The 15,348-nt window shown below is 64.0% G+C and carries 11 protein-coding genes, 1 pseudogene and 1 riboswitch; of the genes and pseudogenes, 5 read left to right on the top strand and 7 right to left on the bottom strand.

Annotated features, from left to right (window positions below; genetic code table 11):
- Positions 1-225: 225 nt before the first annotated feature.
- Positions 226-1,203 carry a thiamine biosynthesis protein gene (locus tag DBW_RS16455; RefSeq protein ID WP_066729028.1) on the bottom strand — a complete coding sequence of 326 codons (978 nt, stop codon included), beginning with the start codon at positions 1,201-1,203 and terminating at the stop codon, positions 226-228.
- A gap of 145 nt (positions 1,204-1,348) precedes the next feature.
- Positions 1,349-1,449, top strand: a riboswitch (cyclic di-GMP riboswitch).
- A gap of 100 nt (positions 1,450-1,549) precedes the next feature.
- Between DBW_RS16455 and DBW_RS16450 the strand changes: the two genes are divergently transcribed.
- A complete protein-coding gene (locus DBW_RS16450) occupies positions 1,550-2,623 on the top strand; it encodes a type IV pilus twitching motility protein PilT (RefSeq protein ID WP_066729026.1) in 1,074 nt (357 codons plus the stop codon).
- 81 nt (positions 2,624-2,704) lie between these two features.
- On the top strand, positions 2,705-3,685 hold the full coding sequence (moaA, locus tag DBW_RS16445) for a GTP 3',8-cyclase MoaA (protein WP_231875351.1): 981 nt from the start codon (positions 2,705-2,707) through the stop codon (positions 3,683-3,685).
- Between the two features lie 94 nt (positions 3,686-3,779).
- On the opposite strand, the gene DBW_RS16440 is transcribed toward moaA, so the two are convergent.
- From DBW_RS16440 to DBW_RS16415, 6 genes are all read right to left on the bottom strand, one after another.
- Positions 3,780-4,340, bottom strand: coding sequence for a CAP domain-containing protein (locus DBW_RS16440; RefSeq protein WP_066729022.1), 561 nt, complete (start codon positions 4,338-4,340; stop codon positions 3,780-3,782).
- Between the two features lie 61 nt (positions 4,341-4,401).
- On the bottom strand, positions 4,402-5,658 hold the full coding sequence (locus DBW_RS16435) for a (Fe-S)-binding protein (RefSeq protein ID WP_066729020.1): 1,257 nt from the start codon (positions 5,656-5,658) through the stop codon (positions 4,402-4,404).
- A 108-nt stretch (positions 5,659-5,766) separates the two neighbouring features.
- Positions 5,767-7,149, bottom strand: coding sequence for an FAD-binding oxidoreductase (locus tag DBW_RS16430; RefSeq protein WP_066729019.1), 1,383 nt, complete (start codon positions 7,147-7,149; stop codon positions 5,767-5,769).
- A gap of 44 nt (positions 7,150-7,193) precedes the next feature.
- Positions 7,194-8,468: a nickel-dependent lactate racemase gene (gene larA / locus DBW_RS16425; protein WP_066729018.1), complete on the bottom strand. Its 1,275-nt coding sequence runs from the start codon at positions 8,466-8,468 to the stop codon at positions 7,194-7,196.
- 148 nt (positions 8,469-8,616) lie between these two features.
- Positions 8,617-10,710, bottom strand: a complete 2,094-nt coding sequence (locus DBW_RS16420; RefSeq protein WP_066729017.1) for a TRAP transporter permease — start codon at positions 10,708-10,710, stop codon at positions 8,617-8,619.
- Positions 10,711-10,767: 57 nt separating this feature from the next.
- A complete protein-coding gene (locus DBW_RS16415) occupies positions 10,768-11,787 on the bottom strand; it encodes a TAXI family TRAP transporter solute-binding subunit (RefSeq protein WP_231875350.1) in 1,020 nt (339 codons plus the stop codon).
- 361 nt (positions 11,788-12,148) lie between these two features.
- Here DBW_RS16415 and radA point away from each other — a divergent pair, with 361 nt between their 5' ends.
- The 3 genes and pseudogenes from radA to DBW_RS16400 form a co-directional block, all read left to right on the top strand.
- Positions 12,149-13,510 carry a DNA repair protein RadA gene (gene radA / locus DBW_RS16410; protein ID WP_066729015.1) on the top strand — a complete coding sequence of 454 codons (1,362 nt, stop codon included), beginning with the start codon at positions 12,149-12,151 and terminating at the stop codon, positions 13,508-13,510.
- Positions 13,511-13,523: 13 nt separating this feature from the next.
- Entirely contained in the window at positions 13,524-14,024 is a 501-nt protein-coding gene (moaC, locus tag DBW_RS16405; protein WP_066729014.1) for a cyclic pyranopterin monophosphate synthase MoaC, read from the top strand.
- Positions 14,025-14,216: 192 nt separating this feature from the next.
- Positions 14,217-15,317, top strand: a pseudogene (locus DBW_RS16400) (IS4 family transposase); the annotation flags it as partial.
- Positions 15,318-15,348: the final 31 nt, after the last annotated feature.

Genomic DNA, 15,348 nt, shown 5'->3' with positions numbered 1-15,348 from the left:
CAGGAAATAGGAGGTAATCCGAAAGCGTTTGCGGTGAGAAGGTAGAGATAGCATTTCCGGTATTTCGCCAACCCCGCCAAGTTTGTCCAGAGCGGCGATTTGGTGACGCCGGGACCGGTGCGCCATTTCAGCACGGCTCCCTGAGCCGACTTCCCGTGCCAGAACGCAGAGCACCCCGGAGGAGTGATCCCCCGGGGCGCTCTGCGCTTGTGCCGGCAATGTGTCTCAGTCGACCTGCAAGGACCGACAACCTTCACGGTCGAGGGGGGCGACGGAGAACTCCTGCTGTTCCTCTTCCTGCTGGGCCAGGATCGTCAGCTCGGCTTCCGCCTGCCCCTTGCCGTAGGCGGCGACGATAGCACCGGCAAGGTGCAGCTCCGCCTCGGCCGGCTGGCCGCTGACCAGGCCGAGGGGACCGGAGTAGTCGGCGGCGCGCAGCAGGGTGTCGACCGGCCGGGCCAGATCCTTAAGGGCCTCGTTGTCGGCGAGGTTGCGGCCCAGGGTCAGCTTGGCCCGGGGGGAGAGACGGAACTGGCGGCCGAGCTTGAGGAGTTCCACATCGACCGGGGTGGCACCGGGATGATGGCTGAGCAGGTCCTTGAGCCGACCGATGAAGGATTTTTCGGTGAGCAGGCAGCCCCCCCCCGAGGAGGGGTAGTCGGTGAGACCCCACTCCTTGGCGAGTTCGGCCTGGCGCCGGCGCGAGCGACCCTGGATGTCAAGGAGCTGTTCACGATCGACCAGCCCAGCCTCTTCCATCGGCGTGATCGGCAACAGCCGGGCGCTCAGGGGACGCAGGATCCGGTCGCGCAGTCCGGAGTGTTTGGCGACCGTCGCCAGCGCGGTCATGTTCTGGCTCATCGGGCGCTGGCCGAGGACCTCCCCGGAAAAGAGGAAGTCGAACCCCTCCCTCTCCATCCGTTCACCGGCGAGGCGAAACATCAGGGCATGACAGTCGATGCAGGGGTTGAGGTTCTTGCCGTAGCCGTAGCGGGGATCCTTCAGTACCTCGAGATGGATATCGGCGATGTCGCTGACGATCAGGGGGATATCGATGGCGGCGGCGGCCTTGCGTGCCCGCCCGGCGCCGAAGAAGGGGGTGACGAAGGCAATGGCGGTCACCTCGACACCCTGACGCTTCAGGGTGAGCGCCGCAAGGGTGCTGTCGAGGCCGCCGGAGAGAAGTCCAAGTGCTTTGCTCATGAATGTTCCTTCCGAAAAGCAGACTTTCAGGCTGTGGTATTGCCGTGGAAATGTACCACGAGGGGGGGCGTCGGTTCAAGGTCGTGGCGGCACTCTTCCGGCAATTCGCCTTGACAAGCTGACGCCCCTTTTGCCAGAATGGCCGGGATCGAAGAGGCAAATCCCGGGAGACCGGGAGACGCAAAGCCGCGGGTCCCAGGCCGGTACGCTCCAGCAGCCGCCGGCAAGGACGGCCGGGTTGCCGAAATCGCGACAGAACCCTGCCGATTGCCGCCACCTGCCCACTCCCCCGTCGGCAGGTTTTTTAATCTTCGCGGATGCCGCTGTTCGCAACGGAGAGGTGCTGATGGCCAAGATCGACAGCTTGTTCAAGCTCATGAAACAGCAAGGGGCCAGTGACCTTCACATCTCCACCGGTGCCCCGCCGATCCTGCGCCTGCATGGCGAAATGCAGCGGCTCAACTACCCGCCCCTCACCCCGGAGCAGTCCCGCGGCCTCCTCTTCGAGATCCTCTCCGAGAAGCAGCGCGCCGATTTCGAAGCGACCCGCGATCTCGACTTTGCCTACCAGCTCCCCGAGGTGGCGCGTTTTCGCGGCAATATCTTCGATTCCCATCGCGGCATCGGCGGCGTTTTTCGCATCATCCCCAGCAAGATTCTCACCGCGGACGACCTCGGGCTCCCCCACGGGGTGCGCAAGCTGACCCAGCTGAAGAAGGGGCTGGTGCTGGTGACGGGGCCGACCGGCAGCGGCAAGTCGACGACCCTGGCGGCGATGGTCGACCTGATCAACAAGACCCGCAAGGAACATATCCTGACCCTCGAGGATCCCCTCGAGTTCGTCCATGAGAACCAGCAGTCCCTGGTCAACCAGCGCCAGGTCGGGGAACACTCCCAGTCCTTTGCCAGCGCTTTGCGCGCCGCCCTGCGCGAGGACCCGGATGTCATCCTGGTCGGCGAGATGCGCGACCTGGAAACGATCTCCCTGGCGATGACCGCGGCGGAGACCGGCCACCTCGTCTTCGGCACCCTGCATACCAACTCCGCGGCAAAGACCATCGACCGGATTATCGACGCTTTCCCCAAGGATGCCCAGGAACAGGTGCGGACGATGCTCGGCGAGAGCCTGAAAGGGGTCATCTGCCAGCAGCTGCTGAAAACCGCCGATGGCAAGGGGCGGGCGGCCGCCCTCGAAATCCTCGTCGGCAACCCGGCGGTCAGCAACCTGATCCGGGAAGGAAAGACCTTCCAGATCCCCTCCATCATGCAGACCGCCCGCGGCGAGGGGATGCAGATGATGGATCAGCACATCATGGAGATGCTCAAGGCGAAGAAGATCTCTCCCGAGGAAGCCCATCGCTGTTCCGCCGACAAGCGGCCCTTCGAACCGTTCCTCCCCAAGCAGACTCCCGGAGCCTGACGCCGGCATTGCCCGAAACCGGCCGGCAGTGGTATGATGCCGCGTGGTTCAGCCTGGCAACGGACCGGGCACGGGGGTACCTTGCAAGACCTTTTCGGACGTTCCATCAATTACCTGCGGCTGTCGATCACCGACCGCTGCAACCTGCGCTGCCGCTACTGCATGCCTGCCGACGGCGTGCCGCCGCTGGGGCATGACGCCATCCTCTCCTACGAGGAGTTGCTGCGGGTCGCCCGGCTGGCGGTGCAACTCGGGGTGCGCAAGATCCGGGTGACCGGTGGCGAACCCTTGGTCCGGCGCGGTGTTGTCGATTTTGTTGCGGCCCTGTGCGCCCTGCCGGAGCGCCCCGAGGTGGTCCTGACCACCAATGGCCTGCTCCTCGCTGATTACGCCGCCGATCTCGCCCGGGTCGGTTTGGCCCGGGTCAACGTCAGTCTCGACACCTTGCGGCCCGAGCGTTTTCGCGAGATTACCCGGCGGGAGGGGCTGGAACGGGTCCTGGCCGGCCTTGCGGCCGCCGAGCAGGCCGGGCTGGCGCCGCTGAAATTGAACATGGTGCCGATCCGCGGGGTCAACGAAGACGAAATCATCGATTTTGCCCGCCTCACCCTGCGCCACCCCTGGGAGGTGCGTTTTATCGAGTTCATGCCCTTCGGCCAGGGCCTCGATTATCCTGCGGACCGCCGCCTCCCGGCCCCCCGCATTCTCGAAGAACTCTCCCGGCTCGGCCTGCTGCTGCCGGTCAGCCGAGTGGGCAACGCCGGTCCGGCGCGGCTCTACCGCTATGCCGACAGTGTCGGACAGATCGGCGTCATCCCCGCCATTTCCGGGCATATCTGCAGCGAGTGCAACCGCTTGCGGCTGACTGCCGACGGCCGCATCCGTCCCTGCCTTCTCGGTGACCAGGAGATCGACCTGCGCCAGTTGCTGCGGGCCGGTGCCGGGGACGAGGAGCTTTGCCAGGCGCTGCTGGGGGCGGTCTGTGCCAAGCCGGAGCGGCATCGGCTCGGCGACGGGGGACAGGTCCGCAACCGCCGGCCGATGACCGGCATTGGTGGCTGACGCAAAACCCGGACGGGTCTGAAATCGAAGGGACAAAGAAAAGCCCGGCAGGCGTTCAGCGCCTGCCGGGCTTTTCTCTTTGCAGCGTGGTTGGTCAGCAGAAGAGCTGGGTGATGTAGATTTTGCCGTCGGCGGCGAAGACGATGCCGATCCCTTCGCTGCCCAGGGTCGGGTCGAGCAGGTTTTCCCGGTGCCCAAGGCTCGACAACCAGCCGTTAACGGTACTCCGGGCGATTTCGTCGAGACTGTTCCAGCGATAGCTGCGCTCTTCCCGGCCGTCGTGGACGACGATACTCATGCTGCTGTAGCGGTGGTTGAGGCTGAGGTTTTCCGCGACCCCGATATCGATGAGCTGGCCGCGGCGGACGCGGCAGGCGAAACCGGCCGCGTTCGCGCGCTCGCCGGGAGTGTGCCCGGCGCGGTCGATATGGCTGAAGTAGTCGCCTTCGGCCATGTCCTGGCTGTGGCCGCGGGCGATCTTTGCCAGTTTCTGATCGAACGTCAGTGCCGGCAGCCGTTGCGCCTGGCGTTCGGCGTTGACCAGTTGATGGATGCGCAGCTCCAGGTCGCCAGCAGAAAATGCCGGCGCCGCCGCCGCGTCAACGGGCAGGAGGCAGATAATCAGCAGCCAGAGGATGCAGAGCCGTCGTTCCATGGGACTCCTCCCTGGCGGTCATTATAGCGGACGGCTGGCCTGGGACAAGGAGGCGCGACGGTCAGGGGAGGGCGTCGTTGAGCAGTTCCAGGATGTGCACCGCCTTTTGGCGGCCACCGGCATGGTTGATCGAATCCTGCAGCTGCATGATACAACCGGGGCAGTCGGTGGCGACCAGCGCCGCGCCGCTGTCGGCGATAGCGGTCGCCTTCTTGGCGCCGATCTGCTTGCTCGTCTCGTAGTGATAGACCGAGTAGGTGCCGCCGAGGCCGCAGCAGGTGCCGGCGCCGGTCATTTCGACGAATTCGACCTGGGGCAGCGCCGCAAGGATCCGCCGCGGCTCCCTGGTGATCCCCTGGGTGCGCAGGTGGCAGGGGTCGTGGTAGGTGACGCGGACCTTCTTCTCCGCCGCCGGCAGGGCGGCAAGTTTTTCCGGCAGGCCGTGGTTGGCGAGAAAGACGAAGATATCCTCGACCTTGGCGCCGAGCGCCCGGTACTCCGCGCCGAGGTCGGCGTAGACCTTGCCGAGGCCGGCATGGCAGGAGGCGCAGGCGGTGACGATAAAGTCGACCGGCCGGGCGGTCAACGCCTTCAGGTTCTGCGCTGCAAGTTCCTCCACCGCCGCGCCGGCGCCGGCGCTCACCGCCGGCAGTCCGCAGCATCCCTGGTCTTTGGGAATGACGACGCTGACGCCGAGGAACTTGAGTGCCCGCAGCAGCGCTTCGCCGACCGCCGGGTACATGTAGTTGATGCCGCAGCCGGTAAAAAAGGCGACGGTCGGTTGACCCGCCTCTCCTTCGATCCACTCCGGCACCCGCTCGCGGAAGGGCTTGGCGGTGAACTCGGGCAGAGTGCGGTCCGGGTCGAGGTAGGGGAGGGGGAACCGCAGGCGCAGGCCGCTCGATTCGGGGAGCTTTTTGAACAGCAGCTTCGCCATCGATCCACCGGTCTTCGCCAGCAGGTTGAGGAGCTTCTGTCGCCGCAATACCGTGGTCATGCCGCGGCCGAAACTGGAGAGCCCCTTCTCCCGGGCGATGCGCCGCCGCGCCGCGGCGACGATCTCCTCGGTCGGCACCTTGTTCGGACACTGGGCGGTGCAGCTGCCGCAGAGGAGGCACTGGGAGAGGTCAAAGAGGACCTTCTCCTCGAGGCCGATCTTGCCGTCGAGGAGGGCCCCGGCCAGGGCGACCTTGCCGCGGGCGACCCGCCCTTCGTGCTTTTCGGCGCCGAAGACCGGGCAGTGGGCGCGGCAGGCGCCGCACTTGACGCACTGCTCGATCTCTGCGCGGTACTGTTCGAGTTCTTTCAGCTTGGTCATGTTGATTATCTGCCACCCGTTCGCTTCGCTCACTTGAGACAGGAAGGTGCAGAGAAAAGCTATATCGGACCTATCTCTCTGTCTCTGTGCCTCTGTGGCGGAGATCGCTCAGTTGTCCAGGAAGATTTTCCCCGGATTGAGAATGTTGTTGGGGTCGAGGGCGCGCTTGATCGTCTTCATGTACTCGCTCGCCTCGGGGGAAAGCTCCAGCGGGATATAGGCCGCCTTGGCGATGCCGACGCCATGCTCGCCGCTCATGGTGCCGCCCAGTTCCAGGGCGCCGCGGAAGACCTCCTCGATCGCCTGCTCTGCCTTCTCCAGTTCGCCGGGAACCTTCTTGTCGATCATGACGTTGACGTGGATGTTGCCGTCCCCGGCGTGGCCGAAGTTGACGATCGGGATATTGTACTTGCCGGCGATGGCGTCGACCTTGCGGATCATCTCCGGCACCTTGGAGCGCGGCACGCAGATGTCCTCGTTGAACTTGTCGGGGTTGACCTTGCGTAAGGAAGCCGAGACCGAACGGCGGATCTGCCAGAGCGCCTCGCTCTCCGCCGCGGTGGTGGCGATGCGGGTCTCGACGACGCCGAGGGGCTGGATGATCTCGGCGATCTTCGCCGCCTGGCGGTCGATGACGTCGGCATCGCCGTCGACTTCGATGATCAGCACCGCCCTGGCGGCGTCGGGGACCTGCAGGCCGGTCGCCTTGCGCACGCAGTCGATGGTAGCTGCGTCCATGAATTCGAGGGTGGTGGGGATGATCTTGCCGCGGATGATCGCCGAGACCGCCTGCGCTGCGCCGTCGATGGAGTCGAAGAGGACCAGCATCGTCTTCTTCGCTTCAGGAAGCGGCAGCAGCTTGATGACGATCTTGGTGATCACGCCGAGAGTCCCTTCCGAGCCGCACATCAATTTGGTCAGGTCGTAGCCGACCACCCCCTTCATGGTCGGGCCGCCGGTGCGGATGATGTCGCCAGTCGGGGTGACGATCTCGAGGCCGAGGATGTAGTCCTTGGTCACGCCGTACTTGACGCAGCGCGGACCGCCGGCGCACTCGGCGACGTTGCCGCCGAGGGTCGAAAATTTGAGCGAGGCCGGATCGGGCGGGTAGAAGAGGCCGACCTTCTCCACCGCCTGCTGGAACTGTTCGGTGACCACCCCGGGCTGGACCGTCGCCACCAGGTTCTCCTCGTCGATCAAGAGGATCTGGTCGAGGCGCTCGGTGACCAGCACGATCCCCCCCTTGGTTGGCAACGCCCCGCCGGTGAAGCCGCTGCCGGCGCCGCGGGGAAAGACCGGAATCTTCTCGCGGTTGGCGAGCTTGATGACGGCGCTGATCTCCTCGGTGGAGCCCGGGTGGACGACGACTTCGGGGAGGAACTGCTGCTGGGTGGCGTCGTAGGAATAGCAGATCAGGTCGGCGTTTTCGGTCGAGACGTTGGCGGCGCCGACCAGGGTTTTAAGTTCGGTGATGATGTGTGATTCAAGCATGGGCAGGCCTCGTGCTTCTCTTGAAATGAAGTTGGGACGAGCGGTCAGCGGGTAATTGTCACCGGCAGCACCGTGCCGCCGTCGGGAATGACGACCGTCCGCGGCGCAGCGGGCAGCCTTTCATACGCCATTCGCAGCGCGGCGTCAAGGTCGGCGGCCTTCTCCATCCCCATGCGGCCGGTCTGCTCGCCCGTGAAGGCGCTGACCAGGATAATGCGGTAGCGGCGCGCCTTGTCGAGGGTGGCGTGGGCGGTCTGGCCATTGATCTCGTAGCGGTTGCGCAGCGCCGCCTCGAAGGCGTCCAGCTCCTGGTAGCGGAACCAGTCGAAGAAGGTCGGGTTGCCGAAGCCGTCGGCGCATTCGGCGAGGAGGATGGCGGTGCCGCCATCGCGCAGCGCCTTGACCCCGTAGTCGAGGGCCTTGTGCGCCTGGATGAAATTGAGGTCCTTGGGCCAGCCGCCGCAGGAGATCACCGCCAGGTCGGCCGGCTGCTCCACCGGGACGGTATAAAGGCGGCGGGCGAAGTCGCAGCCAGCGCGGTGGGCTTCCTCCAGCTCGCCGCAGAAGACCCCGGCAATCCGCTTGTCGGGGGTGAGGACGGTGTTGAAGAGGAAGTCGGGCTGCACCTTGCGGGCGGCGGCGAGGATCGCCGCATGGACGGGGTTGCCGGCGAGTACCGCCGGAGCGGCGAGGGGGTGCTTGCCGCCGATTTCCGGCGGGTTGAAGACCATGAAATGGGTCGCCATGCAGGTGGCGCGCGACGCCACCCCCGGCACCAGCCCCTTGCGGCCGCCACCGAAGCCGGCGAAATAGTGAACGCCGATGGTGCCGGTGACGATCACCCGGTCGGCGCTCATCACCGTGCGGTTGATCTGTACCGGCAGCCCTTCCGCGGTGGGGCCGAGGTCGACCAGCTGCGCCGGGTCGTCACAGTCGTGGTCGATGACGCGAAGCTGGCCGAAGAGGGGGCCGAGGGTCCTGGCGTGCTCGGCAGGAGTCTGCTTGCGGTGAATGCCGAGGGCAATCACCACGACGATATCCGCACGCCGAATCCCGGCGCTTTCCAGTTCCGCAACCAGCAGAGGGAGATAGAGCTCGCTGCCAGTGTAGCGGGTGATGTCCGAGGTGACAATCGCTACCGATTCCCCCGGCTGAAGGATGCGGGAGAGGGGGAGGGTGCCGATCGGCGCGGCGAGAGCGGCGCGGATCGTCGCCTCCGGCTCGGCGGTCGCGCCGCGGTCCGCGACCGTCAGCAACTGGCCGCCGGCGATCTCGGCCTGGAGCGACTGGCGGCCGTATTTGAGGAGAAAGCCGGGCATTGGTCACCTTTCAGGTTAACTTTGCCATTCTAGCTGGTTTGGCGCCGGAAAAACAAGGGCCCGCGCAACGCCTGCCTTGCACTGCAGCCGCACGCCACGAAGGGTGGGGAGGGTCGGACTGGAGTGCTGCTGATCGGCTTGCCGGTCGCTAGGCTCCCGTTTCTCCCGGTTTTGTGAGCTGGCGCCGGGAGGCGTGGAAGTTAAAAAAGAAAATTGCGGACAAAACCGCCAGCCCGGCCAGGTGCCCCCACCAGGGGAGGGGCCAGAGCAGGGCAGCGGCACAACCGAAGGTGAGCAGGCGCAGCGGCAGGCGCAACCGGGTCTCCATAAAGCCTTCGATGCTGGCGGCAAAGGCGTAGAGTCCGAAAAAGGCGAAGAAGAAGATCAGGAAATCACCGGCCCAGGAGCCGCCGATAAACTGGGTGTAGGCAAAGAGCAGCGGGATGACATAGAGCCCCTTGGCCAGTTTCCAGGCCTGCAGACCGGTCTCCATCGGCTTGGTGCCGGCGATGGCGGCGCCGGTGAAGGCGGCCAGGGCGACCGGCGGGGTGACGTTGGAATCCTGGCTCAGCCAGAAGATGATCAGGTGCGCGGAGAGCAGGGCGTAGGTGAGGGTGTGCGGGCTGAGTACCGCTTCGCGCACCATGCTCGCCATGTCGATCGGCACCGCATCGACGATCATCCGCGCGGTGGCGTGGGTCATCGGTTGGCCGATCTGCGCCAGGTGCTCGGGGGCGGCGAGCATGAAGATCGCCTTGGCGCTCTCGGGGACCTGGCCGTTCATCAGCGCATCGACCAGGAAGCCGTCGGCGATCAGGGCATGCAGTGCCGGCGCCGAGAGGGTGCCGAGGACGATGTAGGCAGCGGTGACCGGCAGGCCCATGCCGAGGACCAGCGAAGCGAGGGCGATCAGGAGAATGGCGATGACCATATTGTGCCCGGCCCACTGGTTGATCATCAGCGAAAAGGTGTTGCCGATGCCGGCGGTGGAGATGACGTTGACGATCAGGCCGACGGAGCAGAGGAGGATGGCGGTCATTACCATGTTGCGGGCGCCGAGAGCGAGCGCCTCGATGATTGCCTTCGGTCCCATCCGGTTCGGGGAGAACCAGGAGGCGACCACCACGGCGAGCATGCTGATGCCGGCGGCGTAGGTCGGGGTGAAACCGTAGATCAGCAGCCCGATGAGAACGGCAATCGGGAGGAGGAAGACGATGCCGCCGCGCTTGAAGACGGCGAGGGCCGAAACCTCCTCATGGTCGAGGGCATCGACATGGCTGCGTTTCGCCTCGATACGCACGAAAAAACCGACCGTGGCGAAGTAGAGGATCGCCGGCAGAATACTGACCAGTACGATGGTGTTGTAGGAGATCTCGGTGTAGGAGGCCATGACGAAGGCGCCGGCGCCCATGATCGGCGGCATCAGCTGGCCACCGGTGGAGGCGGCCGCTTCGACCCCGGCGGCGAACTTGGCGGGGAAACCGGCCCGTTTCATCAGCGGAATGGTGATCACCCCGGTGGAGGCGGTGTTGGCCACCGCCGAGCCGGAGATGGTCCCCATCAGCCCCGACGCCATCACGGCCACCAGTCCCGGCCCGCCGACCATGCGGCCGGCTACGGCGCGGGCGAGGTCGATGACGAACTCGCCCGCGCCGGAGCGAAGCAGGAAGGCGCCGAAGAGGATGAACATGAAGACGTAGCTTGACGAAATGCTGGCAATGGTGCCGAAGAGGGCGTCGTCACCGTAAATGCTGCGGAACAGGATCGTCTCCGGGGAGAGACCGGCGAACTTGAAGACGCCGCTGATGGCGCCCCCCCACCAGCCGATGTAGGAGAGGGCGATCAGGATCAGCACCGGGATGAACCAGCCGGCGACCCGGCGGGTCAATTCAAGGGCGCAAAGGATCAGGACGATACCGGCCAGCCATTCCGTTGGCAGCAGACGCACGCCGCGGGCGTAGATGGCGTCCTCCATGGAGATCAGGTAGATCGCAGAGCCGGCCGCCAGCAAACCGAGCAGCAGGTCGAGTCCCTGCCAGAAGCGTCCGCCATCCTTGCGCACCGGGTAGACCAGCACCGCCATCAGGGCAAATCCTGCGAAGTGCAGGGAGTTCTGCCACAGGGAGGAGAGGACGGTGACCAGGTTGAACCAGAGGTGGAGCAGGGAAACCGTCACCCCGATAAAGAGGAGGGCATGGCTGGGGATGGGGAGGGACTCGGCAGCAGAATCCGGCGCACTCATAACGACTTCACTCCAAGGAAATGCGGCCGTCCTTGCGGACGGCCGCTCCAGTCATCGTCAGTTGGCCAGCAGGCGGGCGGGGATCTTGATGCCGACCTCCTGGTAATACTTGGCGGCGCCCGGATGCAGCGGCATTGGCAGCCCGGCGATCGCCTTTTCGATCGCCATCGCCTTGGTGGCGCTGTGGATGGCATTCAGAAACGGCAGGTTTTCATAGATGGTCTTGGTGATCTGGTAGACGGCGTCTTCATCAACGTCAGCGCGGACCGAGAGGAAGTTGGGCTGGGCGATGGTGTTGATATCCTTCTCCTGCCCCGGGTAGGTGCCGGCCGGGATCACGTAGCGGGTCCAGAGATCCATGCCGCCATCGGCCTTGGCCAGTTCCGCATCGGTAAAATCGAGGATCGCCAGGTCGCTGCCCATATTGGCCATTGCCTTGGTAATCGCCCCCGCCGGTACCCCGGCCGGGATGCTCATGCCGGCAGCCTGGCCGTTCTGCATGGCGTCCGCCGAGGGACCGTAGCCGACGTAGATGAGATTGTAATAGGTTTCAACGTTCGGCACCCCGAGGTTCTCCAGCAGGACGGTATTGGAGCCGAGGGTGCCGGAGTTCTTCGAGCCGAGGGAAACGGTTTCCCCTTTCATGGCGACCATGTCGGCCACGGTGCCGGTCTTGGCAAATTTTCGGTTGACGGCGAAGTGCTCGACGTTCTGCCAGAGCATCGTCACCGAACGCAGGTTTTTCTGCGGGCCTTCGCTCGCAATCGGGCCGGTCCCCTTCCAGGCATAAACGCCGTAAAGTCCCTGCAGGATGGCAAACTGAACTTCGTTATCCCGCAGCAGTTTGATGTTCTCACCGGACCCGGCCGAACTGATTGCCGACATACCGATCTTCTGGGTAGGCTGGAGTTTGACCTTGACCAGGGTCGACAGGGCGACCCCCACGGGGTAGTAGGTGCCGCCGGTGGAGGCGGTAGCCATCAGGTAGTTGCGCTCTTCTGCGGCCTGAGCGGTGGAGAAAGAGCAGAAGAGCAGGGCGACTGCTGCAACGAATGACACCATGGGCCTGATCTGCATTTGCATTGGGTCCTCCTCGATATTCTGGTTTGTTCCCGACGGGAGCTTCGAGCTCCCTTCCTGGCGGATTAATTCTTCCGTCTCCTGGGCGTGTCCGCATTCATTCTACCGAATAAAACGCCTATTTCCGGTCGGGTGCGGCTGAATTCCCAAATTTTTTCCGCGGCCCGGTCATTTTTTCCGTAACGAGCGAATTCTTGCCGGTCCCGCACGGGGTAGATGGGAAGGTCGGCAACACCGCAATCGTTGGCGCCGGTCTGGACGGGATGCTCCGGGCCGAATCCGGATCAGCTGAAAGCGGATCAGTTGACACCTCGGCAGCCGCCACCTAGAATGCGGGTACTTTCGGGGGAGGAAACATTTGGCCCAGCAGACAAAGACCTTCTACAGCTGCCAGCAATGCGGATTGCAGAGCCCGAAGTGGCTCGGCAAATGCCCCGATTGCGGCCAGTGGAACAGCCTCGTCGAGGAGACCCGGGTGGTAACAAAGGGGGGGGCAGCCCGCGCATTGCCGCCGGCCGGCAAGCCCCAGCTCCTCAGTGAGGTGAAGATCAGCGAAGAAGACCGCATCTGCTGTGGCATCCTGGAGCTCGACCGCGTCCTCGGTGGCGGCGTTGTCCCCGGCTCGCTGACCCTGATCGGCGGTGATCCCGGCATCGGCAAGTCGACCCTGCTGTTGCAGGCGATCGACCGCCTCGCCGCCAACGGCAAGGCCCTCTATGTGACGGCAGAGGAGTCGACGCGCCAGGTGAAGCTGCGCGGTGACCGGCTCGGGGTCGCTTCCCCCAATCTCTACCTGCTCGCGGAGACCTCCCTTGAGGCGGTCTTCGAACGGGTGCGGGAGCTCCGGCCCTCCTTCCTGGTCATCGATTCGATCCAGACCATTCATACCGCCGCCCTCGAATCGGCTCCCGGCAGTGTCAGCCAGGTGCGCGAGTGTGCGGCCAGGCTGATGCAGCAGGCCAAGGGCGAGGGGGTGCCGACCTTCATCGTCGGCCACGTCACCAAGGACGGCGCCATCGCCGGGCCGCGGATGCTCGAGCACCTGGTCGATACCGTCCTCTACTTCGAGGGGGATCCCGGCCACCCCTACCGCATCCTGCGCGCGGTCAAGAACCGCTTCGGCTCGACCAACGAGATCGGCGTCTTCTCCATGGTCGAGGCCGGCCTGCAGGAAGTCGCCAACCCCTCCGAACTCTTTCTCGCCGAACGCCCGGTCGGTGTTGCCGGCAGCGCCGTCGTTCCCTCCCTCGAAGGGAGCCGCCCGATCCTGGTCGAGCTGCAGGCCCTGGTCTCCGGCTCCTCCCTCGGCAACCCGCGGCGGACCACCATGGGGATCGACCACAACCGGGTCTCGCTGCTGGTGGCGGTGCTGGAGAAGAAGATCGGCCTCTCCCTGATGGCCCAGGACATCTTCCTCAACGTCGCCGGCGGCGTGCGGCTGGTCGAGCCGGCCATCGATCTCGGCGTGATGGCGGCGCTCGCCTCCAGCCATCGCAACCGGCCGATCCCGGAACGGACCATCCTCTTTGGTGAGGTCGGCCTGGCCGGGGAGGTTCGCGCCGTCTCGCGGCCGGAGCTGCGGGTCAAGGAAGCGGCCCGGCTCGGTTTTGACCGTTGCCTGCTGCCGGCCGGCAATCTGAAAAATCTCGAGTCCCCGCCGGGCATGCGCCTGTGCGGGGTGCGCAGCGCCGAGGAAGCGCTGGACCAGTTGTTCGAGTGAGGAGCAAAAGTCGATGAGCGAGGAGAAATTCAGTCATTTTGACGCCGACGGCCGCGCGATCATGGTCGAGGTGGGCGACAAGCCGGCGACCCGGCGCACGGCGGTGGCGAGGGGCGAGGTGCGGATGCAGGAGGCCACCCTGCAGCGGATTCTCGACCGCAGCCTGGAGAAGGGCGATGTCCTGGGTGTCGCGCGGCTCGCCGGGATCATGGCGGCGAAGAAGACCGCGGAGCTGATCCCGCTCTGCCATCCCCTGGCCCTGACCTCGGTGGCGATCGACTTCGTCCCCTTCCCCGGCGCGGGGCGGCTCGGGATCGAAGCGACGGTCAGGGTGACTGGGAACACCGGGGTCGAGATGGAAGCACTCACCGCCGTATCGGTAGCGGCGCTGACCGTTTATGACATGTGCAAGGCAATTGACCGGGGGATGGAGATCGCCTCTGTGCAGCTGCTCGAAAAGCATGGCGGCAAGAGCGGATCGTTTATTCGTGATGCGGCCGGCCGGCCTGTTTGAAACAAAGAGAGGATGATTTCGTGGCCGCGACCTTGAATTACCAGTAGTGTCCGGTTAGCAAATTGCATTCACCCAAAGTTGCAGATAATTGTAAATATTTTCACAAGTTAGCGTATTTTTTGCTTGACAAATCGTCGTGAAGTCGGCGCGGTGATTTTCGTAAATACCTATTTTATATGAGGATTTACGAAAATGTCATTACTTGTTCGCTGCCACCGTACCCGGCTTAGCAGGCGCTCCATTGTCCGACTTTTTACCCCGTTCAAGGGCGCTCTCGAACATGCCCCGGTTCTTGAGGCCCGAGGCAACAGGCCACTGCAGATGACGTTTGAAGATCAGTTGAAAATCCTGACCTACTATCACCTCGAAGAGCATTCTTCGGGGCGTCATCTGCTTCAGGTTCTGACGCAGGAAGATTTTGCCGCGACTCATATTGCACCGCCCGGCGGTATCCGGAAAAGCGCCTTCTTTGAGGCGATCAATACCCGAGGGCTGGAGCAGATGATTCATGTTTACGAAGACCTGCAGAAACAGGTCTCACAAAAGATTCCTGTCGCCAAAGACATCTCCGATCTCGGCGATCTGATCGCCGTCGATGGTTCGCTGATTGACGCTACGCTGTCCATGCTCTGGGCGGACTATCGAGACGGAGCCAAAAAGGCCAAGGTTCACCTGGGGTTCGATATCGGTCGTGGTGTCCCCCAGAAAGTCACATTAACCGACGGCAAGGGCGACGAGCGTCCTCAGGCGGAACGGCTCGTGGCTCCCGGTCAGACAGGTGTCTATGACCGCTATTACCAGTGTTACAAAAACTTTGACGACTGGCAGGATCAGGGGCGCCACTTTGTCTGCCGCATCAAAGCCAGTTCTCGTAAGACGGAGTTGAGCGCCAATCCTGTTGTCCCCGGCAGTCATGTTTTCTATGACGCCAGGGTGTTGCTCGGCACCAAAGATGTCAACCAGACCGAACGAGAAGTGCGTGTGGTCGGCTACAAGGTTGACCAAAAATCCTATTGGGTCGCCACCGACCGCTTCGATCTGACCGCCGAGCAGATTGCCTTGATCTACAAGCTACGCTGGACGATCGAGTCCTTCTTCGCCTGGTGGAAGCGCCACCTCAAGGTGTATCACCTGATTGCCCGCAGTCCCTACGGCCTGCTGGTGCAGATCCTCGCAGGGTTGATTACTTATTTGCTGCTGGCCATCTACTGCCACGAAGAGCATGGCGAACGTGTCAGCATCAACAGGGTGCGTGAGCTTCGCAACAATATTCGCAACGAGGCCGCCGAGGATGCGGCCGCAGGCTTAGGGCCTCCCGATATCA

It is taken from the genome of Desulfuromonas sp. DDH964 (assembly GCF_001611275.1).
Taxonomy (GTDB): Bacteria; Desulfobacterota; Desulfuromonadia; order Desulfuromonadales; family DDH964; genus DDH964.
This window is presented reverse-complemented; position numbering and strand designations above follow the sequence as displayed.